Annotated in this window: 25 protein-coding genes and 2 tRNA genes; 19 read left to right on the top strand and 8 right to left on the bottom strand. The window is 63.9% G+C overall.

Features of this window, described 5'->3' with window-relative positions; genetic code table 11:
* Positions 1-77 precede the first annotated feature (77 nt).
* The 7 genes from DY926_RS03910 to DY926_RS03880 all read left to right on the top strand — a co-directional run bounded on the left by DY926_RS03910 (position 78) and on the right by DY926_RS03880 (position 7,080).
* Positions 78-509: a hypothetical protein gene (locus tag DY926_RS03910; protein ID WP_241503046.1), complete on the top strand. Its 432-nt coding sequence runs from the start codon at positions 78-80 to the stop codon at positions 507-509.
* Positions 510-628: 119 nt separating this feature from the next.
* The gene (locus DY926_RS03905) at positions 629-1,450 is read left to right on the top strand and encodes an OmpW/AlkL family protein (RefSeq protein WP_116702182.1); all 822 of its coding nucleotides are present in this window, start codon (positions 629-631) and stop codon (positions 1,448-1,450) included.
* Between the two features lie 4 nt (positions 1,451-1,454).
* Entirely contained in the window at positions 1,455-2,822 is a 1,368-nt protein-coding gene (gene hemN / locus DY926_RS03900) for an oxygen-independent coproporphyrinogen III oxidase (RefSeq protein ID WP_116702167.1), read from the top strand.
* Between the two features lie 75 nt (positions 2,823-2,897).
* Positions 2,898-3,539 (top strand): 2OG-Fe(II) oxygenase family protein, encoded by a 642-nt coding sequence (locus tag DY926_RS03895; protein WP_116702166.1) that lies wholly within the window; start codon positions 2,898-2,900, stop codon positions 3,537-3,539.
* Between the two features lie 147 nt (positions 3,540-3,686).
* Entirely contained in the window at positions 3,687-5,327 is a 1,641-nt protein-coding gene (locus DY926_RS03890) for an electron transfer flavoprotein-ubiquinone oxidoreductase (RefSeq protein ID WP_116702165.1), read from the top strand.
* A gap of 71 nt (positions 5,328-5,398) precedes the next feature.
* On the top strand, positions 5,399-6,148 hold the full coding sequence (locus DY926_RS03885; RefSeq protein WP_116702164.1) for an electron transfer flavoprotein subunit beta/FixA family protein: 750 nt from the start codon (positions 5,399-5,401) through the stop codon (positions 6,146-6,148).
* Between the two features lie 2 nt (positions 6,149-6,150).
* On the top strand, positions 6,151-7,080 hold the full coding sequence (locus DY926_RS03880) for an electron transfer flavoprotein subunit alpha/FixB family protein (RefSeq protein WP_116702163.1): 930 nt from the start codon (positions 6,151-6,153) through the stop codon (positions 7,078-7,080).
* Positions 7,081-7,151: 71 nt separating this feature from the next.
* Here DY926_RS03880 and DY926_RS03875 read toward each other — a convergent pair whose 3' ends face one another.
* On the bottom strand, positions 7,152-7,355 hold the full coding sequence (locus tag DY926_RS03875; RefSeq protein ID WP_116702162.1) for a hypothetical protein: 204 nt from the start codon (positions 7,353-7,355) through the stop codon (positions 7,152-7,154).
* A 491-nt stretch (positions 7,356-7,846) separates the two neighbouring features.
* On the opposite strand from DY926_RS03875, the gene DY926_RS03870 reads away from it, so the two are divergent.
* Positions 7,847-9,280, top strand: coding sequence for an MATE family efflux transporter (locus DY926_RS03870; protein WP_116702161.1), 1,434 nt, complete (start codon positions 7,847-7,849; stop codon positions 9,278-9,280).
* Here the strand turns inward: DY926_RS03870 and rfbD are convergent.
* The 4 genes from rfbD to DY926_RS03850 form a co-directional block, all read right to left on the bottom strand.
* Positions 9,272-10,210 (bottom strand): dTDP-4-dehydrorhamnose reductase, encoded by a 939-nt coding sequence (rfbD, locus tag DY926_RS03865; RefSeq protein WP_241503045.1) that lies wholly within the window; start codon positions 10,208-10,210, stop codon positions 9,272-9,274. The two genes, DY926_RS03870 and rfbD, sit on opposite strands and share 9 nt — an antisense overlap.
* A complete protein-coding gene (rfbC, locus tag DY926_RS03860; RefSeq protein WP_116702180.1) occupies positions 10,207-10,767 on the bottom strand; it encodes a dTDP-4-dehydrorhamnose 3,5-epimerase in 561 nt (186 codons plus the stop codon). The genes rfbD and rfbC overlap by 4 nt, the downstream gene beginning before the upstream one ends.
* A 350-nt stretch (positions 10,768-11,117) precedes the next feature.
* Positions 11,118-11,193, bottom strand: a tRNA-Ala gene (locus DY926_RS03855).
* A gap of 98 nt (positions 11,194-11,291) precedes the next feature.
* Positions 11,292-11,948, bottom strand: coding sequence for a Maf family protein (locus DY926_RS03850; protein ID WP_241503044.1), 657 nt, complete (start codon positions 11,946-11,948; stop codon positions 11,292-11,294).
* Positions 11,949-12,354: 406 nt separating this feature from the next.
* On the opposite strand from DY926_RS03850, the gene hemE reads away from it, so the two are divergent.
* From hemE to hemJ, 3 genes are read left to right on the top strand one after another with little or no spacing between them, the layout of a single operon-like run.
* On the top strand, positions 12,355-13,416 hold the full coding sequence (gene hemE / locus DY926_RS03845; protein WP_116702159.1) for a uroporphyrinogen decarboxylase: 1,062 nt from the start codon (positions 12,355-12,357) through the stop codon (positions 13,414-13,416).
* Between the two features lie 3 nt (positions 13,417-13,419).
* The gene (locus DY926_RS03840) at positions 13,420-14,133 is read left to right on the top strand and encodes an HAD family hydrolase (RefSeq protein WP_116702158.1); all 714 of its coding nucleotides are present in this window, start codon (positions 13,420-13,422) and stop codon (positions 14,131-14,133) included.
* Complete coding sequence (gene hemJ, locus DY926_RS03835; protein ID WP_116702157.1) at positions 14,130-14,576, top strand: protoporphyrinogen oxidase HemJ; 447 nt, start codon at positions 14,130-14,132, stop codon at positions 14,574-14,576. Before DY926_RS03840 ends, hemJ begins: the two co-directional genes overlap by 4 nt.
* A 25-nt stretch (positions 14,577-14,601) precedes the next feature.
* Here the strand turns inward: hemJ and DY926_RS03830 are convergent, their stop codons facing one another.
* Both DY926_RS03830 and DY926_RS03825 read right to left on the bottom strand, forming a co-directional pair.
* Complete coding sequence (locus tag DY926_RS03830) at positions 14,602-15,057, bottom strand: YjjA family protein (RefSeq protein ID WP_116702156.1); 456 nt, start codon at positions 15,055-15,057, stop codon at positions 14,602-14,604.
* A gap of 62 nt (positions 15,058-15,119) precedes the next feature.
* The gene (locus DY926_RS03825) at positions 15,120-15,440 is read right to left on the bottom strand and encodes a YggT family protein (RefSeq protein WP_116702155.1); all 321 of its coding nucleotides are present in this window, start codon (positions 15,438-15,440) and stop codon (positions 15,120-15,122) included.
* 142 nt (positions 15,441-15,582) lie between these two features.
* Between DY926_RS03825 and DY926_RS03820 the strand changes: the two genes are divergently transcribed.
* Positions 15,583-15,658, top strand: a tRNA-Ala gene (locus tag DY926_RS03820).
* A 109-nt stretch (positions 15,659-15,767) separates the two neighbouring features.
* Here DY926_RS03820 and DY926_RS03815 read toward each other — a convergent pair.
* Complete coding sequence (locus tag DY926_RS03815) at positions 15,768-16,112, bottom strand: RidA family protein (protein WP_241503043.1); 345 nt, start codon at positions 16,110-16,112, stop codon at positions 15,768-15,770.
* Between the two features lie 99 nt (positions 16,113-16,211).
* Between DY926_RS03815 and DY926_RS03810 the strand changes: the two genes are divergently transcribed.
* The 7 genes from DY926_RS03810 to DY926_RS03780 all read left to right on the top strand — a co-directional run bounded on the left by DY926_RS03810 (position 16,212) and on the right by DY926_RS03780 (position 22,519).
* Positions 16,212-16,655, top strand: coding sequence for an HPr kinase/phosphorylase (locus tag DY926_RS03810; RefSeq protein WP_116702153.1), 444 nt, complete (start codon positions 16,212-16,214; stop codon positions 16,653-16,655).
* 137 nt (positions 16,656-16,792) lie between these two features.
* Positions 16,793-17,764 (top strand): RNase adapter RapZ, encoded by a 972-nt coding sequence (gene rapZ, locus DY926_RS03805; RefSeq protein ID WP_116702152.1) that lies wholly within the window; start codon positions 16,793-16,795, stop codon positions 17,762-17,764.
* Complete coding sequence (locus DY926_RS03800; protein WP_116702151.1) at positions 17,761-18,219, top strand: PTS sugar transporter subunit IIA; 459 nt, start codon at positions 17,761-17,763, stop codon at positions 18,217-18,219. The genes rapZ and DY926_RS03800 overlap by 4 nt, the downstream gene beginning before the upstream one ends.
* Before the next feature lie 3 nt (positions 18,220-18,222).
* On the top strand, positions 18,223-18,513 hold the full coding sequence (locus tag DY926_RS03795) for an HPr family phosphocarrier protein (protein WP_241503042.1): 291 nt from the start codon (positions 18,223-18,225) through the stop codon (positions 18,511-18,513).
* The gene (gene ptsP / locus DY926_RS03790; RefSeq protein WP_116702150.1) at positions 18,500-20,338 is read left to right on the top strand and encodes a phosphoenolpyruvate--protein phosphotransferase; all 1,839 of its coding nucleotides are present in this window, start codon (positions 18,500-18,502) and stop codon (positions 20,336-20,338) included. Before DY926_RS03795 ends, ptsP begins: the two co-directional genes overlap by 14 nt.
* Complete coding sequence (pabB, locus tag DY926_RS03785) at positions 20,331-21,710, top strand: aminodeoxychorismate synthase component I (RefSeq protein WP_116702149.1); 1,380 nt, start codon at positions 20,331-20,333, stop codon at positions 21,708-21,710. Before ptsP ends, pabB begins: the two co-directional genes overlap by 8 nt.
* Positions 21,707-22,519 carry an aminotransferase class IV gene (locus DY926_RS03780; protein ID WP_116702148.1) on the top strand — a complete coding sequence of 271 codons (813 nt, stop codon included), beginning with the start codon at positions 21,707-21,709 and terminating at the stop codon, positions 22,517-22,519. Before pabB ends, DY926_RS03780 begins: the two co-directional genes overlap by 4 nt.
* Positions 22,520-22,534: the final 15 nt, after the last annotated feature.

Raw genomic sequence — 22,534 nt, 5'->3', positions numbered from 1 at the left:
CAACCCACAGGAAACCACGCCGCGTGCAGGCCGTCCCATCACCTCTGGTCAGACGACTGGTTCCGGCGGATGTTCCGTTGCTGTATCCCCTCATACGGCTGTCATTCCCGCATATAAGCCTGCGGGAATGGACACGCATCGGCCGACGGATGGCACGCGCGGGCAAGCGCGCGCGTGAGGGGATACTGGTCGCCCATTACGGGGAATCCCGGCCGCCCTGCGCCATGGCCACCTTCCGCCGCGGGTTCGACCTGTTCTCGGGCGATACGCTGAGCGCCGATTACATCATCGCCCTGTCCTTCGCCCACAAACAGCAGATCATCGACGCCCTGATCCCTGCCATGGAGAAACTGGCGCGCGAGATGGGATGCCGGGCAATCCGTACTTTTTCCTATAGTAACCCCATGGCAAACAAGGAGGACACGGTCCTGAAACTGTGTTCAACAAGCCACATCACCGAAAGAACAGTCCGGATCGAGCGCGATAAGCAAATAGATCACCCTCTTTGATTGATTCATATCAAAGCCGAATGTTAGGTGAGCGTGATTTCTGCACAGATCAAATCACTTCGAATATTCTTAACGTTCTCACCTTCTACCCGTGAGAGAAAAATTAAGGTCTGCCCATGATGAAGAACATTCGCAACATCGCCCTGTCGGCCGCTTTCGGCGCCGCGGCGCTGACGCCGGTCGCGGTCCAGGCGCAGACCGCAGCACCCACCACCTACGTCAACGCACCGCTGGCAGCACCGGTTGCACCGGCACAGCCCAAGGGTCATTGCGGTCTTTTCCAGACCTGCGCCAGCACCAAGATCGGCCTGGGCAAGGGTGACTTCATGGTCCGCCTGTCCGCCGTGGGCGTGCTGCCGGAAGATCGTGACAGCAAGGTCTGGGCAACGGCTCGCTCTCTAGGCCTTAACAACACCGCCCTGAACGGCACCCACGTCAAGACCACCAACCAGGTCATGCCGGAACTGACGTTCGAATACTTCGTCACCGACAACATCTCCCTTGACCTGATCGCCACCAGCACCCGCCATGAAGTACAGGCCAATGGCGGCGCACTGGCAGGCGTATCCGGTCATGGCAAGACCGATGTGGGCAGCGCATGGGTTCTGCCGCCGACGATCACCGTCGCGTGGCATTTCCGTCCGCACAAGCGCCTGAACCCGTATGTGGGCGTGGGTGGCACCTTCATGTGGTTCCACAACATGAGCGGCAGCCAGGCGCTTGGCCTGAGCAAGCTGAACTCCGGCTTCACCGGTGGCCCGTCCATCAATGCCGGTGTGGATTACCAGCTCGTGGGCAACTGGTTCTTCAACTTCGACGTGAAGCAGATGTTCGTGCGCATGCATGCATGGGCCGAGAACAGCAACGAAAGCCTGAAGGTCAAGGCTCACGACTCGCTCGACCCGACCGTCGTTTCCGCTGGTATCGCCTACCGGTTCTAATGGCATGAACGCGGCAGACAGCACCCTGCTTTCGCGCTACGGTGGCAATCTGCCGCGTTACACCAGCTATCCCACCGCCGCTCAGTTTTCCGATGCGGTGGGACCTGCGGACAGCCGGAAATGGCTTTCCGCCCTGCCGGCGTCACAGCCGGTTTCACTTTATCTGCACGTTCCCTTCTGCGACATGCTGTGCCGGTTCTGCGGGTGCAATACCGCCGTGCTGCGCAATACGGATGCACGCGCGGCCTATGCCGCCCTGCTGCATGAGGAACTGCGCCGGATCGTGGCCCTGATCGGCCCCGGCCGCCATGTCACCCATCTGCAATGGGGTGGCGGCACGCCCACCACGCTCCCCGCCAGCGCGATGCGCCGCGTCATGCAGGCCATACGCCAGAATTTTGTCATCGCCCCGGATGCGGAAATCAGCATCGAGGTCGATCCCCGTCATCTCCCGCCCGAATATCCCGCCCTGCTGCATGAGCTTGGTTTCAACCGCGCCAGCATGGGTGTGCAGGATCTGGATGCCAACGTGCAGACCGCCTGCGGCCGTATCCAGAGCTGGGAGCAGACCCGCGCCTGTCGCGACGCCCTGCGCGATGCAGGGGTGGAATCCATCAATATTGACCTGATCTACGGCCTGCCCCGGCAGGATACCGACAGCGTCACCCGCACGGCGCGGGCGGTGGCGAGCCTGCACCCCGACCGGCTGGCCGTGTTCGGCTATGCGCATGTGCCGTGGAAGCAGAAGCGCCAGAACCTGATGCCGGTGGGCGAACTGCCCGGCCCGGAAGCACGTATTGCCCAGCGCGCCGCGATTGACACCGTGCTGCGTGGCGAAGGTTTCCTGCCCGTGGGGCTGGACCATTATGTCAGCCCACATGACAGCATGGCGCGCGCCATGGAATCCGGTACGCTGCACCGCAATTTCCAGGGCTACACCACCGACAGCGCCCCCGCCCTGATCGGCATTGGCGCATCCGCCATTTCCTCCCTGCCCGATGGCATGACGCAGAACGCCACCACATCGGCGGCCTATGCCCGGCTGATGGCGGAAATGACGGACATGCTGCCGGTCGTGCGCGGGGTCAGCCTCTCGCCCGATGACCATGTTCGCGCCGCCATCATCAAGCAGCTCATGTGCACGATGCAGGTGGATGTGGATCAGGTCATTACGGAATATCACCTGCCCGCCAACAGTTTCGGCCCGGAACTGTCCCGCCTCGTGCCCATGGTGCAGGACGGGCTGGTGGACATGGACGCCCGGCATGTGCAGGTTACGGAAAAAGGGCGCGCGTTCGTACGGCATGTTGCATCGGTGTTTGACCGCTATCTGTCACCGCAGAGCAGCGCCCGCCATGCCAGCGCCCTGTAATTCGCTTACATCCCTCATCTTCATCCGGCCACGGCGCGATAATCGCGCGGGACCCAGCAGATAAAACATCCGGCCATGCAACCAAACCATGTCATTGCTGCCCTTGCCGCCAGCCCTGTCCTGCCATGGCCATTCCCCCATTGGCAGATGCACGACGTGCTGCCCGCCGCCGTAGCCGCGGCGCTGGTTACGTGGATGCCGGATACACGGTTCCTCGGGGGGGAATGTGGCGGGCAGCGCGCCGGGCGCAATGGCAGCCGGCTATTCATCACCCCGGCACTGCGCGCAACCAACCCGGCGCTGGATGAGCTTGCCCGCCTGTTCGAGGATGCGCGGACACGTGCAATGTTCACCTCCTGCTGCGATGCGGAGCTTGAGGGCGCTTCCCTGCGCCTGGAACTGTGCCTGGATACGGACGGGTTCTGGCTTGAACCCCATACCGATATCGGGGCCAAGCGGCTGACGCTGCTGGTCTCGCTCTCCATGGGGGCGGATGCGGGTGACTGGGGCACGGACATCATGACGGCGGAGGGCACGCCGGTGGCCCGTGCATCGGGCGCGTTCAATTCCGGCCTGCTGTTCATTCCGTCCGACCGGTCATGGCATGGCTTCCTGCCGCGCCCGCTGACGGGCGTGCGCCGCACGCTGATTGTCAATTACGTCGGCCCCGAATGGCTGGCGACCGATGAACTGGCCCACCCGCCCGCCACGGCCTGAGACCACAAGTCCTGCGCGCCGGGCGGGAACGGAATGCGCAACGGGACTTTATTCCCTGACCAAACGGCTCTAGGAAGCAGTACGGTTAAGGTGAAATCCCATTCATCCCATGTCATCCCGGTCATGACGCAAGAGGACAACAGAGGTATGAGCGAGACCCAGCGCGAGACTATGGAATTCGATGTCGTGATCGTTGGCGGCGGTCCATCGGGGCTGGCGGCGGCCATAAAGCTGCGGCAGCTTGCCCCGGACGCCAGCGTCTGCCTGATCGAGAAGGGCAGCGAGATCGGCGCGCATATCCTGTCGGGCGCCGTAATCGAACCCCGCGCGCTGCAGGAACTCCTGCCGCACTGGCGTGAGGAAGGCGCACCGCTGGATACCCCCGTGACGGAGGAGCAGGCGCTCTACCTGACACGCGACGGCGGGCTTGAGGTTCCCTTCCTTGAACGTGTGATGCCGCACATGAGCAACCACGGCAACTACATCGTAAGCCTTGGGGATCTGTGCCGCTGGCTTGCCGGCCGGGCCGAGGAACTGGGCGTTGAAATCTATCCCGGTTTCGCGGGCGCCGAGGTGCTGGTCGATGACAGCGGCCGCGTCACCGGCGTTGCAACGGGCGACATGGGCATCGGCCGCGATGGCGAGCCGACCGGCAACTATGCCCCGGGCATGGAACTGCGCGCGAAATACACCCTGTTTGCCGAAGGCTGCCGTGGCTCGCTGACCAAGCAGGTCACGGCCATGTACAACCTGCGCAAGGGGGTCGATCCCCAGACCTATGGCCTCGGCATCAAGGAACTGTGGGAAATCCCCAAGGAAATGCACCGCCCCGGCCTGGTGCAGCACAGCTTCGGCTGGCCGCTGGATGACCGGACCTATGGCGGGGCATGGATGTACCATTTCGGGGAGAACCTCGTCTCCTACGGCTTCGTGGTCGGGCTGGACTATCCCAATACCTGGCTTTCCCCGTTTGATGAGATGCAGCGCGTGAAGCTGCACCCGTCCTTCCGCCCCTATTTTGAAAATGGCCGCCGTGTCGCCTATGGCGCGCGCGCGCTGTCGGAAGGGGGCATCCAGTCCATCCCGCGCCTGACCTTCCCCGGCGGGGCGCTGATTGGTGATACGGCTGGCTTCCTGAACGTACCCAAGATCAAGGGCACCCACACTGCCATGAAGTCCGGCATGCTGGCGGCCGAAGCCGTGGCGGAAGCCCTGGCCACGAACCGTGTGGAACCGGGTTCCTATACGCGGCGCATCCGGGATTCGTGGCTGTGGCAGGAACTGCGCGCGGTGCGCAACATCCGCCCGGCCTTTGCCCGGTTCGGCATGAAAAAGGGCGCGCTGTACGCAGGCATCGACGCCATGCTGCTGCGCGGGCGCGCACCGTGGACGCTGCATACGCGCCATGGCGACAACGAGACGCTGGAACCAGCCTCGATCTCGCCCAAGATCAGCTACCCCAAGCCCGATGGCAAGATCACGTTCGATCGCCTCTCCTCGGTGTTCCTGTCCGCCACCAACCATGAGGAAGACCAGCCCGTCCACCTGAAGGTGCGCAACACCTCGCTGTGGAAGACGGTGAACTGGGATGTCTTCCGCTCACCGGAAAGCCGTTACTGCCCTGCGGGTGTCTATGAAGTGGCGGATGAGGCCACCGACCCGCGCCTGCAGATCAACGCGCAGAACTGCGTGCACTGCAAGACATGCGACATCAAGGACCCGGCCCAGAACATTGACTGGACCACACCGGAGGGGGCAGGCGGCCCGAACTATCCCGGCGGGATGTAATCTGGCGGCAGGTACGGTATGTAGCTGCCACACAGATTGCCCTTATCCGAATACAGACAGGCAAATATGCAATGAAGGTTCTTGTACCCGTTAAGCGCGTGCTTGATTACAACATCAAGGCACGCGTAAAGGCCGATGGTTCCGGTGTTGAAACCGCTGGCTTCAAGATGTCCATCAACCCGTTTGATGAAATCGCGGTTGAGGAAGCCGTGCGCCTGAAGGAAAAAGGCGTGGTGACGGAAATCGTCGCGGTCTCGATCGGGGAAGCCAAGGCGCAGGACACGCTGCGCACGGCCATGGCGATGGGCGCGGACCGTTCCATTCTGGTGGAAACCGACACGGTCACGGAACCGCTATCCGTTGCCAAGGTGCTCAAGGCACTGGTGGAAAAGGAAAAGCCGGATCTGGTCATCCTGGGCAAGCAGGCCATTGATGATGACATGAACGCCACCGGCCAGATGCTGGCGGGCCTGCTGGGTCGCCCGCAGGCGACATTCGCCTCCAAGGTGGAAGTGGCCGATGGCGCGGTGACCGTCACGCGCGAGATCGACGGCGGCCTGCAGACCGTAAAGCTGGCGCTTCCCGCCATCATCACGGCTGACCTGCGCCTGAACGAGCCGCGCTACGCCTCGCTGCCCAACATCATGAAGGCGCGCAAGAAGCCGCTGGAAAAAATCACGCCAGCCGATCTGGGCGTGGACATGACCCCGCGCCTGAGCGTGATCTCGGTTGCCGAGCCGCCGGAACGCAAGGCTGGCGTCAAGCTCGACTCGGCTGCGGAACTGGTTTCGCGTCTGCGCAACGAAGCAAAGGTGATCTGATCATGACCGTTCTTGTTTTTCTGGATCATGATGATGGCGTGATCCGGCAGGCCTCCCGCTCCGCCATTGCGGCGGCGGCCAAGCTGGGTGATGTCGATGTGCTGGTCACCGGCGCTGACGCGGCAAAGGCTGCGGCGGCCATCCCGGGCGTGAAAAAGGTGCTTCAGGTCACCGACACCAGCGGCAACAGCGAACTGGCCGAGCCGATGGCGGCCCTGCTGGCGGATCTTGCCGGGGGTTACACGCACATCCTCGCGGCATCGTCTGCCACATCCAAGAACGTGCTGCCGCGTGCTGCCGCCCTGCTGGATGTGCAGCCGATCCCCGATATCATCGCCGTCAATGACGCCGACACCTTTGTCCGCCCCATCTACGCGGGCAGCGCGCTGGCTACGGTGAAGTCGGCTGACGCGAAAAAGGTGATCACGGTCCGTGCCTCCGCCTTTGATCCGGTCCCGGCCGAAGGCGGCAATGCCGTGATCGAGGAAGTGGCGCTGCCGGCCGGTCCTGGTGGCTCGACCTTCATCTCCACGGAACTGTCCCAGTCCGAACGCCCGGAGCTGGAATCCGCGCGCGTTGTGGTCTCGGGCGGACGCGGCATGCAGAACGAGGAGAACTTCAAGCTCCTCGACCCGCTGGCCGACCGGCTTGGCGCGGCCATTGGCGCATCGCGCGCGGCGGTGGATGCCGGTTTCGTTCCCAACGAATACCAGGTTGGCCAGACCGGCAAGATCGTGGCGCCGGAGCTTTACATCGCCCTTGGCATTTCCGGTGCGATCCAGCATCTGGCCGGGATGAAGGACAGCCGGGTCATCGTTGCGATCAACAAGGACCCCGAGGCGCCGATCTTCCAGGTGGCGGATTACGGTATTGTGGGGGACCTGTTCACGGTCCTGCCGCAGCTTGAGGCCGAACTGGACAAGGCTGGCTGAACCTGAACGGTTCCTGACGGCAAAAAGGGGCGCGGGAGTTTATCCCGCGCCCCTTTTTTCATGGCTGCCTGCTATTCATTTTCCAGCACGGCGTGGGCACGGGCCACCACGGTGTCATATTCCTGCTGTGTCAGGTCGCCCCGGTGCAGCATTTCGCTGGCGCGGGCCAGCGCGTCACGCGCATGGGTCGCATCGGGTATGGGGTAGCGCCGCCCCGGCAGGGCAAAGGCTGAATCGGGCAAGGCATCACGTTCGGCCGCAGTCAGTCTGCTCATTGTCTTCTCTCCCTCAACGGAACGGTCCCCGATCAATGCGGGAAAGCACAGGGTAGAGAAAACCCGACCGGGCCAGATACGTAAAAGCGTGATGGCACCCCACTGAAACAGCCATGGAAAAAAAACAGGGCCCCCATATGGGGACCCTGCCAGTGAAAGGTCGGTGCCAGTAGCATCGCGCCCTGTCCGGAATTTTTACCGGATGTTCTTGGTATTTATGGAAGCCAGCGGCTTCGTGTAATTCTGTATGCCATCCCTGCCTTTACAGGTCAACAATAAATATAAATAAAAATCGTATTTTTACTTTTTTGCGCTGCACAATTATTATTTTTATTTTGCACCGCACAATTTGAAATCAGTATATACAGAACAGGCCGTCATTTTTCTGCCATACTATAAAAAGCAGCCTATATAAGACCCTTGTGCCGCTTTTCATTGCCCCGCATCATGCAGGTGCAGATCACCTGACCGACAGCAGACTGGACACCCGAATGGGGGGAAATCCCGTAAACCGACCACATGCCGCGTTCTGCACGGGTCGCATCGCCCGTCACGTTATCGTCATGGCGGGTACGGGGGCCATTGGCCTCATGGCGGTCTTTATCGTCGATCTGCTCAACCTGTTCTACATCTCGTGGCTGGGCGATCCGGCCCAGACGGCGGCCATCGGGTTCGCGGGGGCCATAAGCTACATACAGATTGCCGTCTCCATCGGGCTGTCCATCGGGATCGGGGCCATTACCGGGCGGCTGATCGGCGCGGGCCGGATCGAGCAGGCGCGGCGGGTTGCGTCCTCCTTCGGTATTGTCATGCTGGGGGTCTGCCTGCTGATCGGCCTTGCCACGGCGTGGCTGGCCGGGCCGCTGCTGGGGCTGCTGGGCGCGCGGGGGGAAGCCGCGCGGCAGGCCACCATCTTTCTGGAAATCGTCTCGCCCGGGTTGCCACTCATCGCGGTGGGCATGGGGTGTTCGGGCCTGCTGCGCGCCATAGGGGCTGCGCGGATATCCATGAACGTGACCCTGACGGGGGCGATCATCTCGGCCATTACCGACCCGCTGCTGATCCTTGTCATGGGGTTTGGGCTGAAGGGGGCTGCGATCAGCACCATCCTGTCCCGGCTGATCGTGGCGCTGATCGGCTTTCGCTGCGTGCGCAGCCACGGGCTGTTCGGTCGGCCCATACGGACCCATGTGCTGTCGGATACAAGGCTGGTGGGACAGGTGGCCATGCCCGCGATCCTGACCAACCTGGCCACACCCGTGGGCAGCGTGTTCGTGACCCACGCCATGGCCGGTTTCGGGCTGGCGGCGGTTGCGGGGCAGGCGACGATCGAGCGGATCGTGCCCGTCGCCTTCGCCGTGGTCTTCGCCCTGACGGGATCAATCGGGCCGATCATGTCGCAGAACCTGGGGGCGGGAAAGCTGGACCGGGTGCGCGAGACGCTAGTGACATCGCTATGGCTGGTCGCGGCCTGTGTCGCGGCCACGTGGGCCATCCTGTTCCTGACGCAGGATATTGTCGTGCGGGTGTTCTCCGCACAGGGCACGGCGGCAATGCTGATCCACCTATTCTGTAACTGGACCATTGCGGGCTACGTCTTCATCGGCATGCTGTTCGTGGCCAATTCAGCCTTCAACAACCTTGGTTTCCCGCTCTACTCCACCCTGTTCAACTGGGGGCGGGCGACACTGGGCACCATACCGTTCGTGTGGATGGGCATGCATTTCGGGCCGGCGGGCGTGCAGGTGGGGCAGGTTCTGGGCAGCGTGCTGTTCGGGTCCTGTGCGGTCATGACCGCCTTTAGCGTGGTCCGGCGGCTGCACCCCGGCGACAGGGTGACCGAACAGGCCATGCCGGTCATTCCCCCACCACAGAGCGGCGAGGCCGGGATGATCGAACTGGACGAACTCGACCATTCAGCCTGAAAGCACCTGCCTGTCCTGCCGCACCATGGCCGCGACCACCGGGCCGATACTTTCATGCCAGTGTGGCAGTTCAAGCCCGAAGACGTGGCGCAGGCGCGAACAGTCAAGCCGCCCGTCCATGGGGCGCGCGGCGGGCGTGGGCCAGTCCGCCGTGGTGATCGGCATGACCGGCGGCGGGGCAGGGGCGCCATGGCGGGTTGCATGCCCCAGCGCCGCGCAGGCCAGTTCATGCCATGTGCAGCTTCCACCACCCGCGGCATGGAACACCCCGCGATAATGCGGCTGCCAGCCGGTATGCAGTATCCGCGCCGCGATACCCAGAAGGGCAGCGGCCAGATCGCCCGCGCAGGTCGGGTTGCCGCACTGGTCATCAACAACCCTGAGTTGCGGATGCCTGCGGGCGGCATCAAGCATGGTGCGGATGAAATTCCGCCCCGTCGGGCCATATACCCATGCCGTGCGCACGATCATGGCCTGTGCGCAGGCATTCAGGACCGCCCTTTCCCCCTCCGCCTTGGTGCGGCCATAGACACTGCGCGGGCTGACCGGATCGGACTCGGTATAGGGCTGGCCTTTCATGCCGCTGAACACATAATCCGTCGAGACATGCAGCATCGGCACAGCCTGCCCTGCGCATAACCATGCCAGCAGGCCCGGCCCCTCCGCATTGGCCTGCCGGGCAAGATCGGGCTGGTCTTCCGCCGCATCCACCGCGGTCCATGCCGCCGCATTGATGACCAGATCGGGCCGGACCGCCTGCATGATGCGCACGACCGTATCGGGCCGGGCAAAATCGAATTCCGGTCGTCCCACCACCCTGACCGCCGCCCCGCCGCGCTGGCGCAGGGCGGTGGCCAGTTGCCCGGAACCACCCGTGACCAGAAGGCGGAACCCCATGGGGACGGAAAGGGGGAAGACAGCCGGATTCATGGATACTGAAACCAGTCTATCACGCTGGAAAAAGGCGGCGCCTGGGCATCACGCGCGGACAGGACGGCCTGCCGGTCGCTTACCGGCCATTCGATCCCCAGCGTTTCATCATTCCAGCGCACCACCCGTTCACAGGCGCGGTCCCACAGGCCGGTGCATTTGTACTGGACCTCGGTATTTTCGCCCAAGGTGCAGAAACCATGCAGGAAGCCCGGAGGTATCCAGAGCTGGCTGCCATTTTCGGCACTCAGGGTTGCCGCAACCCATTGCCCGAAGGTGCGTGAGCCGGCACGCACGTCAACGGCCACATCCCATATCGCACCCCGGCTGCACCGCACCAGCTTGCCCTGCGGGCAGGGCGGCACCTGACAGTGCAGACCGCGCACCGTATCCCTGTGGCATGACAGGCTGTGATTATCCTGCACGAAGGGCGCGGTAATCCCGATTTCGGCCCATAACGCGGCATTATATGTTTCACTGAAAAAACCGCGGCAGTCATCAAAACGCGGCGGTGTCACAAGCAGCACCCCTTCGAGGGGCAGGGCCTCGACCTTTATGGTCATTTCCAACATCCGGCACGATGGCGCGCGGGCGTTCCCGCCAGACGTAACGGAGGGATATGCCCGGCCATTGCGGTTCTGCTGCCCGTCATGAGCCATATCCCGCGACAGGCAGGCCCATGCCATGGGGAGGCAGGGTTATAGAACTGGTGAAAATCCGCATCGGGATCTGTCCATCCGCGCAGCCGCCGTGGAGGGGCGGTGCATTCTTTCGTTTCATCATCCTGAAAACGATTTAACGCGACAGACGTTATCAACCGGTTAAGACAGGACTGGAACGACTCCCATGCCGGGCATGGAAAGAACCAGATGGATTTTTATTTTGTGGGGGTACCAGATGTGGAATCTGGTGGAGCCAAGGGGAGTCGAACCCCTGACCTCCTGAATGCCATTCAGGCGCTCTCCCAACTGAGCTATGGCCCCACTGTTCCTGCCGGTCGGGCCACCGGGATGGCCCACCGTGCTTCGGTTCGCGGGGTATAACCGTAACCCCGCGCCAATGCAACCCCCCGCAAACCGATTTATTGCAAGATGATATTCCGGGCCCGGAGCGCACGCAGCAGCGCAAGCAGCGGCAGGCCCAGAATGGCGGCGTATTCGCCCTCGATCCGTGAAAAAAGCTGGATGCCCGGCCCTTCCAGCCGGTAGCAGCCCACGCAGGACAGGATCGTCTCCCCCTCCGCCGCCAGATAACTTTCCATAAAGGAATCGCTGAACGGGCGCATATGCAGCACCGGGCAGGCGACATGGCGCCATATCTCGCACCCGTCCTGCACCATCACCACTGCCGTATGCAGTGTATGGGACCGCCCGCGCAGGATGCGCAGGTGCTCGCGCGCCTGCGCCACGCCTGCAGGCTTGTCGAACCACCTGCCCTGAAAGGACAGCATCTGGTCCGCCCCGATCACGATCGCGCCCCTGTCTGTCCCGCTGTCCATACCGACCGCGCGCGCCTTGGCCCGCGCGAGTTCCAGCGCGGTCTGGTCCGCATCCAGCCCACGGGCGCGGGCATGGTCGCGAATGGCGGGTTCATCCACATCCGCTGACATGCAGCGCACCTTCAGCCCCGCCGATTCCAGCAGGCTCCTGCGCGCTGTGGAGCGGCTTGCCAGTACTATCGGGGGCGACTCCGCCTGTAACGGTGCGGCCTTTAGTACTAAATTCGAGTCGTCCGGCATCGCCTTCTCCGTACTGTGGAAGTGAAACGTAAAATTCCGCCCGTGAGAGTACTGGGGTACATGGGGACAGTACTCGAAACAATTCTGCGCCGTACCGAGTACCGTGGACAACGGGTACACCTTCATTCGCGGTGGGTTGTACACAGGCTTATGTCGGTACAATCTGGATAACTTCCCCGACCCCCGGGAATCCTTGGAGTCGGAAACTGTACACTCTGTGGGAAAAGTGGGGTACATTTTCGGAAGTGCGGGTACCCCGTCATCCACAGCGCTTAAAGCACATCAAAAAATTTCTTTCTCTTTTCTTTTATTGATTTGAAAGGAGCGCGCGCATCGCGCCTGCCCGCTATCCGTCCGGCGGAAAGTACGAGATAGTCCGGCCACAATGAAACAGAACGACGGATCGATGACTGAAACACGCAAACCCCTGCTCGCCACCCTGTTGGGAGAGGCAACATGGCCACCTCCGGTATGGCTGATGCGGCAGGCGGGGCGTTTCCTGCCGGAATTCAGGGCCCTGCGTGAAAAAGCCGGTTTCCTGACCCGCTGCATGACACCGGACATGGCGGTGGACATAACGCTCCAGCCCGTCCGGCGTTTCGGCATGGATGGCGCGATCCTGTTTTCCGATATCCTGATTCTGCCATGGGCGATGGGCCAGTCACTGGATTTCGTAGCCGGACGTGGGCCGGTGCTGGAGCCGGTGCGTTCACTGGCCGATATGGAACGCCTCGATCCGGGCCGGGTGGCGCAGGCGGTGCAGCCGGTCATGGAAACGCTCAAGAGGCTGCGCGCGATCGTTGACGGCCCTGAGCCGATCGGTCCCGCCCAGCCCGGACAGGTCACGCTGATCGGCTTTGCGGGCGCACCGTTCACGGTGGCCTGTTACATGGTCGAGGGCCATGGCTCGCGTGAGTTCGAGGAAACCCGCAGGCTGGCCTATACCGACCCCGAATTCTTCAACCGCCTGATCGACCTGCTGACCACATCGACGGCCGACATGCTCTGTGCCCAGATCGAGGCCGGGGCCGAGGCGGTGATGCTGTTCGATAGCTGGTCGGGGCTGCTGCCACCCTCGCAGTTCCGGCAGCATGTCATTGAACCGGCGCGCCGGATTACCGAAATCATCAACACCCGCCATCCGGGCGTGCCGGTCATCGGCTTCCCCCGCCTGGCCGGGATCATGGCGGTTGAATATGGCCAGCGGACAGGCGTGAACGCGCTGGCGCTCGATACCGGCGCGGACATGAAGACCCTGGCGGAAAAGCTGCCCGCAACGCTGGTGCTGCAGGGCAACCTTGACCCCATCCGCGTCCTTGCCGGGGGCGAAGGGATGCGTCAGGAAGCCCGTGCCATCCGCGATGCGATGAAGGGGCGGCCCCATGTATTCAACCTGGGCCATGGCGTCATTCCCACCACGCCGCCCGAGCATGTGGGCGACCTGATCAAGACCATCCGGGCGGTGTAAGCCATGTTGCCTGCCGCCCTGCGTCCCGATGGGGCGCTCAACCTTGTCATATTCGACTGTGATGGCGTCCTGATCGACAGTGAAGGACCATCATGCCGGATGATCGCCCGCTCGGTGCGTGAACATGGCTGCGAGATCAGCGACGAGGATGCGGTCCGCCGCTTCGCAGGGCATGCGCTGACCGCCCTGAAGCATGAGATCGAGCAGGCGGAGGGGATCACCCTGCCCGATGACTGGCCTGCGCAGATGCAGCGCAATCTGGTCACGCTCATGCGCAACGAGGCCGAAACCATTGACGGCGCGCCCGCCATGCTGAAGGGAGTGGCCAAGCTGGGCCTGCCCTACCGTATCGGCTCCAATTCCTCGGCCATGGAAATGGCGGCGAAATTCGGCCGCACCGGGCTGGATGAACTGATTGTCGATACATGCATCCATTCCGCGCGCGACATGGGACGCCCCAAGCCGGACCCGGCGGTGTATCTGGCGGCGGCACGGGCGCAGGATGTGCCGCCTGAAACCTGTATCGTGCTGGAAGATACCGAAACCGGCGCCCGCGCGGCGCAGGCGGCGGGCATGGGCTGCGTGCTGCTCCGCCCCGCGCACCTGCCTGCACCCACATGGCCCGGCCTGCTGCGTATCACGCATCTGGATGAATTCGTGCCGCTGCTCAGGCGCATCCTGACCAGCCAGGACAGTGCGGGAGACAGGGGGAAATGAATGCACTGATCCCGTTCATGCTCTGGCTCAAGGCCTTCCACATCATGTCGCTGATTGCATGGATGGCCGGGTTGTTCTACCTGCCGCGGCTGTTTGTCTATCACTGCCAGGTGGAAGCGGGATCAGCGGAATCCGAGCGGTTCAAGGTGATGGAATACAAGCTGCTGCGGTTCATCATGCTGCCGGCCATGATTTCCACCTTCATCTTCGGCGGCGCGCTGGCGAGTATTCCGGGGCTGGTGGACTGGCATGCGGGGTGGTGGCCCACCAAACTTGCGGCGGTGGCGGCGCTGGCCGGGTTCCATGGCGCCTGCGCGCGCTGGCGGCGGGATTTCGCCCATGACCGCAACACCCGTTCCGAACGGTTTTACCGCATGGCGAACGAGGTGCCGACCGTTCTCATGATGGTTATCGTAATCATGGTGGTTGTCCGCCCGTTCTGAAAACGGGCGGACGCAACCGGCGTGATCAGAGCAGGGACTGGCCCTGCTTCAGCACCGCGTTGCACACCTTGGTGGTGACCTTGCGCTTCAGGTTGCCGCTGAGCGTGGCAAGCGAGAAGGTGTTGCCGTTCCCCGTATCAAGGATACCCTTTTCACCATTGGTGTACTGGCTGGTCGTGGTGTCCAGGCCCGCCTTCTGCTTCAGCGATGAAAGCAGCGTCGTGGGGCTGTTGCCCTGCAGGTAGTTGTTCTGCACGCAGTAACCGAGCAGGCCCGTCACATTGGACGGTGCCAGCGACGAGACGGACGGGATATTGAGCCCGCTGCCCGAAAGCAGGCCAGCCGCTTCGCCGCCCAGGCCACCCGATGCGCCACCACCAGTCAGCCCACCCAGACCCTGCGCATGCGCGGGCGCGCCCGAAAGGGCCGCGGCGACGGGCAGTGCGGCAAGAAGGGTCAGGAAACGGTTTGATTTTTTCATGTGGGGGGAAACTCCCTGAATGATGTCTGAAGAAACAGGCGGCCCGTGATGAAGGTGGGAATTCACGCGAACCCGACCATGAGCATACCATAAACCCGCACCATGAGCGGCATCAGCACATACTGGATGAGCAGCAGCAGCACGAGCGGGCTGAGGTCGATATTGGCGACATTGGGCAGCACGTTACGGATCGGGCGCAGCACAGGCTCGGTCATGCGGTAGAGGAAATTCGACATCTTCCAGACAATCTGGTTGCGCGGGTCCAGAATGCCAAAACCGATGAGAAAGCTGAACAGGCAGGCCAGCAGTACAACCCATGTATAAAGCTGGACGAGTTCAAACAGCAGCTGAAAGATGATGGAAATCAACGGGCCAACTTTCATAGATGACGGGAAATGGAATCTAGTGTCCGTGCGCCCCGCATACAACCGCAATGAACGGAACATCGCGGATGGAAAACAGGCGCGCGGGTGGAAAATGGGCCTTGACTTGCCCGGTGGGGCGGGTATTTATCGCGCAGGATGTGGGGCTGTAGCTCAGATGGGAGAGCGCCTCGTTCGCAATGAGGAGGTCAGGGGTTCGATTCCCCTCAGCTCCACCACATCCTTCCCCTGAAAAAACAGAGCCTTGTGCATGACTGGTGGAAGCCTGTGCTTCCGGTGCCTGCATATTGAATTCATACGAAAAACCGCCCCGGTCGGGCGGTTCTGCTATGCGATGTCGGTTTCCTGCTCCGCTATGGCAACCAGTTCGATTTCGGCAAGCTGGCCGGGACTGGCAAAGTGGTCGATCAGGCGCAGGGTCGTTGCCGGGCAGGTGCGGGCGAACAGGTCATTGAGCAGGGGGAAACAGGTGCTGAACCCTTCGGTCTCGGACAGGACGAACACGACCCGCGTCACGTTGTCCGCTGTCAGGCCATGGCTGGCGAGCTGCACCATCCCATCGGCCAGCGCCTGGCGGATCTGGCCGAATACATCTGGCGGGAACGCCCCCGTTGCGGCGTCGGCTCCGGTCAGGTGCCGGATCTGTATTTCTGTCGGGGAGCGAAACAGCATGTTTTCTTGCATTTGCCCCAGAATCACAAAATGGTCATCTTTTGTCCATAAAAATTTTTATTTCACCGCAACGACCGCTTTCGGATAAGTCTTAAATTCATGAACGATCCGGTCCAGATCCATGCTTCCTGCGCGGCGCGGCATGAGCAGGGAATACTGCTGGTCGGGCCATCGGGCGCGGGCAAGTCGGACCTGCTGCTGCGGCTGGTCGATGCGGGATATGACCTTGTGGCGGATGACCGGGTATGCGTGCATGATGGCTGGGCCAGCGCCCCGCCACGGCTTGCAGGGCTGCTGGAGGTAAGGGGAATCGGGATCATACGCATGGGCTGGCGTGAGCGGGTGCGCATTGCCGCCGTTGCAAGGCTGGTGACCCCGCAGGGCTATGCTGCGCGCCTGCCGCGCGGGCCGGGATGTGATAAGGTGACGGGCAGGCCGGAATTTCTGCTTGATCCCGCGCAGCCATCCGCCGTGGCCCGGGTCGGGCTGGTGCTGGACTGTGTTGCGGGGCGTGCCCATCTGCTGGATGAAGGGCAGGTGTGATGCCGTGCCCGCTTTGTCGTTATCGCCCTTTGCAGGGAATGAACAGGGTCAGGAAAAAGGTCTCGATCACGTCATGATACAGCGATCTGTCATATGGCACATGGCTGACGGAAGTCTGGTTCTGCGTGACTGACATCATGCATGAAGATACGCCCCTTCCCCGTCGCATCCTGCTGGTAACCGGCCTGTCCGGGGCAGGAAAGTCCTCGATTCTCCGTATCCTGGAGGATCTGGGCCATGAAGTGATCGACAACCCGCCGCTGGGCATGCTGGACGAGATCGTCGCCCGCGCCGAACGGCCCGTGGCGGTGGGGGTGGATTCGCGCACGCGCGGGTTTGATGCCTCCGCCGTGCTGGCCGCCCTTGCGCGGCTGCGCGTCAACCCCGCCCTCAGCGCGGAACTGATTTACGCCACGGCCGAGGAAAGCGTGCTGCTCAGCCGCTATACCGCCACCCGCAGGCGCCACCCGCAGGCCGCGCATGGCACCGTGAAGGAAGGGATCGAGGCCGAAATCAAGCTGACATCCCCCCTGCGTGAAGCCGCTGATGTGGTGATCGACACCTCCGACCTGCCGCCGCCCGAACTGCGGCAGCTTGTCGAGGCCCGGTTCGGGGAATGGTCGGCCGGTGGTCTGGACGGGCTGACGGTGGCCCTCATGTCCTTCGCCTTTCCCGCCGGTCTCCCGCGGGAGGCCGATATGGTGTTCGACGCCCGTTTCCTGACCAACCCCTATTACGATCCCGCCCTGTCCGCCATGACGGGGCTGGATGCGGATGTTGCGCAGTATGTGGCGCAGGACCCGGATTATCCTGAATTCCTTGACCGGATCGTGGGGATACTGGAACTCGTCCTGCCGCGTTTCGTGCGGGAGGGGAAGAAATACGCCACCATCGCGCTGGGCTGTTCGGGCGGGCGGCACCGCTCCGTCACCATTGTGGAGGAACTGGCGCGCAGGCTTGCGCAGCGCGGGGCGGATGATCCGTCCCGTGAGACATGGCCGGTTGTGGTCATGCACCGTGAACTGGCCCGTCAGGGCCGGAGCAGCTGGCGCTGGGCCAACCGTCCGCGCGGGCTGTCAGAGACAACGCAGCGGACGGACCACGCATGATCGGCCTTGTGTTCGTGATGCACGGCGTTCTGGGCGAGACCCTCAAGGGGGAACTCGAACATGTGGTCGGCCCGCAGGCACAGCTTGCGGTGTTCAGTGTCTCCCCCTCCGCCCTGCCGGGAACCTGCCGCTGTGGCCTGCTTGAAACCATCGAGTCGGTGGATAGTGGTGAAGGGGTCATCCTGCTGACCGACATGTTCGGCAGCACGCCCTCCAATGTCGCGATCTCCGCCCTGAAGAATGACCGGGTGGAAGTACTGGCGGGCGTGAACATGCCCATGCTGGTCAAGCTGGCGCAGATGCGCGGCCATGCCAGCATGCAGGAATGTCTTGTGGGCGCGGAAACGGCAGGCAGGCGTTACATCTCGGTCGCCTCGCACCTGCCGCCCGCCTGCCTGTCCGGCACGGGGGACTGTGTGGACGGGATCGACAGCATCGCCGGGCACGGGGACTGACCCATGGCGCGCGATCAGGACATGGCCCACACGGCGGATGTGGGGATCGTCAACCAGCGCGGGCTGCATGCGCGTGCGGCTGCGAAATTCGTGACGGTTGCTGAAAAATTCGATGCGTCCATTGATGTCATCCATGCCGATATGACGGTCAGCGGCCATTCCATCATGGGGCTCATGATGCTGGGGGCGGGCCGGGGCGAGACGATCCGCATCATCGCGCAGGGGCCACAGGGGCCACAGGCGCTGGCGGCCCTGGTCAGGCTGGTCGGGGCCGGGTTTGATGAAGACGACTGAACGCCGCCCGTCCCGTCGCGCCCGCCCGGCGGAAGTCCGGGTGGAAGGGCAGCCTGTCTCCCCCGGTGTCGCGATCGGCTATGCCGCCATCGCGCATGAACCTGCGGCCCCGGCGGTGGACACCACGCGCCGCGACTGTGATCCCGCTCATGAGCGGGCCCGCCTGCATGATGCGGTCAGCCGTTCCGTGGCCCAGCTCGTGCGGCTGCATGAACGCCTTTCGCTGCTGCCGGAAGACGGGCAGGTGGAAATCGGCTCCCTGCTGGAAGTGTACCGGCGCATGCTTGGCCCCTCACGCCTGCGCCGTGGGATCGAGACACGGCTGGACCACGGCATGGTGGCCGAAGCCGCCGTGATGCAGGAAACCGAGGCACTGGCCGAATTCATGCTCGCCCCACCCGGCAGGCCCGCGCCGGAAGGGGAGGACGCCGTGGCCGCCCGCCGCCGCGCGGGCGAATTCCGTGAAATCGGGCGCAGGCTGATCCGTAACCTCAGCGGCACGCCCTACCGTTCCTTTTCCGCCCTGCCCGATGGCGCCATTCTGGTGGCCGAGCAGATACGCCCCGCCGATGCCGCCCTGATTGACCCCTCGCGCATTGCCGCCGTCGTGACGGAGGAGGGCGGAAGCACCGGCCACACCGCCATCCTGCTGCGCGCACTGGGTGTGCCCGCCGTGCTGGCGGCGCACGGGCTTCTGGCGCAACTGGGGCGGCGTACCCGGCTGGTGGTCAATGGCACGACCGGGCAGGTCATCGTGCGCCCGTCCACCCGCACGGCGGCTGCCGCGCGGGTGGAGGTCGCGGCCTATGCACGTGAACGCCAGACGCTGGGCCGCCTGCGCCGCCTGCCCGCGCGGCTTTCCAGCGGGGAGGTGCTGACCCTTCAGGCCAATCTGGAAATTCCGGCCGAACTGCCCATGATCGCGCAGTCCGGTGCGGCGGGCATCGGGCTGCTGCGTAGCGAATTCCTGTTCATGAACGCCGAAACCGTGCCTGATGAAATCCAGCAGGAAGCGGTCTATCAGCCCATGATTACCGCCATGGCGGGCGATCCGGTCACGATTCGCGTGGTGGACTGGGGCAGCGAGAAGAACAGTGACGCCCTGGCGCGCGCGGGAATTGGCGATGGCGGAGATACCAACCCGGCGCTGGGCATACGCGGCATAAGGCTGCTGCTCCAGCACCGCACGCTGCTCGAGACACAGTTCGCCGCGATCCTGCGCGCGGCCCGCGCGGGGCCGGTGCGGGTCATGCTGCCGCTTGTCTCGTCGGTGGGGGAACTGCGCCGCGCGCGTGAGATTTATGCCCGCGTCGGGCGCAGGCTGCGGCGCAAGGGCGTGGAGATACCCGATCCGCTGCCGCCGCTGGGCGTCATGATCGAAACCCCGGCCGCCGCCCTCATGGCCGATGTCATGGCGCAGGAGGCGGATTTCTTTGCCATCGGCACCAATGACCTGACCATGTACACCCTCGCGGCGGACCGGGCGGCAACCGATGTGGCCGCCCTGTATGACCCGTTCCACCCTGCCGTGCTGCAACTGGTGCGCATGACGGCGGATGCGGCCCTGCGCCAGCGCAGGCCGGTCTCGATCTGTGGGGAAATGGCGTCCGACCCGCTGGCGGTGCCCCTGCTGGTGGGGCTTGGGCTGCGGTCCTTTTCCATGCATGCCTCCGCCGTGCCACGCGTCAAGCGCGCGATCAGGGCGGTCTCGATGGATGACTGCCGCCGCATGGCCAGCCGCGCGCTGGAAGCCGTGGACGGGCAGGAGGTCAGCGCCATGCTGGATACCTACGCCGCCAGCATGCACCCGCCCACGGATGAATAGCGACCGGCTGTGGTCCCTGCCATGGCGGGACATGGATGCCGTTCTGGCCGCGTGGGGGCACCTGCCATGGCTGGCCTGCCTTGATAGCGGGGGGGAAGCGGGCGCGCGGGCGCGCTGGGCGGTCATTTGCCGTGATCCGCTCCATGTCATCGTGCAGGAGGCGGGCCGCTGCCTGCTGGATGGCCAGCCCGACGGGCGGGATCTCACCACGCTGCTGCGCCAGTGCCTGCCCATGGGCGGGACATGCCCGTCACAGGTGCCCTTCGCCGGGGGAATGATCGGTTTTATCGGTTATGGCGCGGGCCAGCGCATGGAGGGCACAGGCACACGGCACGCACTGGCCCGCGAGCCGGAGGCGGCGTTCGGTCTGTACGACCATGCCTTCATCCTTGACCGCCTGACGGGGGAGGCATGGCTGGCCACGGCCAGTCCGACTGGCCTTGCCGCCGCGCGGGCAGCAGAACTGATCGCGCAGTGGGAAGCCGTTGCACCCCCGGCCCCCGCGCCCGTCCTGCCCCATGTGCGTTTTGTGGCGGATCAGGATGACGCGGCCTACCGGCGGCATGTGGCCTGCGCGGTGGAGCGGATCGCGGCGGGTGAGGTCTTTCAGGTCAACATCACCGGGCGCATGCGCGCGCAGCGTCCCGACGGGCTTGCGCCGGTTGATGTGTACCGGAACCTGCGTGTGAATTCGCCAGCCCCCTTCGGTGCGTTCCTGTCCGGCAATGGGGACTGGGCCATCCTCAGTGCCTCGCCCGAGCGGTTTGTCTCCCTTGCGCCCGATGGCACGGTCCGCACCCGGCCCATCAAGGGCACCGCGCCACGCGGCACGACCGCCGCCGAGGATGACGCCCTGGCCCACACCCTGCGCCACGATGCAAAGGAACGGGCGGAAAACCTGATGATCGTGGATCTCATGCGCAACGACATCGGGCGCGTGGCCATGCTTGGCAGTATCGGGGTATCCGAACTGTTTGGCGTCGAGCGGTTCGCCCATGTGCATCATCTGGTGTCGGAGGTAACGGGGCGGCTGCGCGCAGGCTGTGATGCGCCGGACCTGTTGCGCGCCACACTGCCGCCCGGTTCGGTTACCGGCGCGCCAAAACACCGCGCCATGCAGATTATTGATGAACTGGAGGCCTCGCCCCGTGGGGCCTATTGCGGCGTGGTGGCGTGGATCGGGTATGATGGCGCCATGGACAGTTCCGTCATCATCCGCACGCTGGTCATGACGCGGCGGCATATTACCGCCGCAGCCGGGGGCGGGATCACCTTTGATTCCGACCCGATGCGCGAATACCGTGAAATGCAGCTTAAAATAGCGGCCCTTCTGGCAATTTTCGGCAACCGGCCGGAGGGCGCGCGCCCATGACCACACCCATCTGCCTGCCTGTCTGGCTGAACGGGCGACTGCTGCCCGCCGGGCAGGCGCGCATCGACCCGGCGGACCGGGGCTTCCTGCTGGGGGATGGCCTGTTCGAGACCATGCGTGTCTCGGGCGGGCAGGTCAGGCATTTTGACCGGCACATGCGCAGGCTGGAAGAAGGGGCCGCGACCCTCATGCTGCCTGCGCCCGATCCCGCCCTGATTGCGGGGGCGGTGGCGGAAATGCTGGCCGCCTGTCATCTCATGGGCGGTTCACTCCGGCTGACCTGCACGCGCGGGACCGGGCCACGCGGGCTGCTGCCCCCGCCCGAAGTCACGCCGACCCTGCTGCTGACCGCGTCATCCGCCATTGCGCCGCAGGGGCCGGTCCGGCTGGTCACGTCCATCCATCGGCGTGATGAGGAGAGTGTGCTCTCGCGTGTGAAAAGCCTGAACTACCTGCCGTCCATCCTCGCGCGCATGGAGGCCGCCGGGCAGGGGGCGGATGATGCGCTGCTGCTCAATCGCGGCGGATACGTGGCCGAGACCTGCGCCAGCACGCTGATCGCCTGCATCGACGGCCAGCCTGTCACGCCCCCGGTGTCCGACGGCGCGCTGCCCGGCACCGCCCGGGGCGTGCTGGTGGATGCGGGGCTGCTGCATGTCCGCCGCCTGACACCGGACATGCTGCGCGGGGCGGGGGCGCTGTTCACCCTCAACAGCCTGTGCATGCGCGAGGTGCTGATGCTCGATGGCCACGAAATCCCGCGCAGGCCGGACCTGCTGGCAGCCATGCGGGCGGCTGTACAGCCCTGATTTCAGCCACGGCGG

Origin of the sequence: Komagataeibacter melaceti (assembly GCF_003403295.1) — a bacterium.
GTDB lineage: Bacteria > Pseudomonadota > Alphaproteobacteria > Acetobacterales > Acetobacteraceae > Komagataeibacter > Komagataeibacter melaceti.
This window is presented reverse-complemented; position numbering and strand designations above follow the sequence as displayed.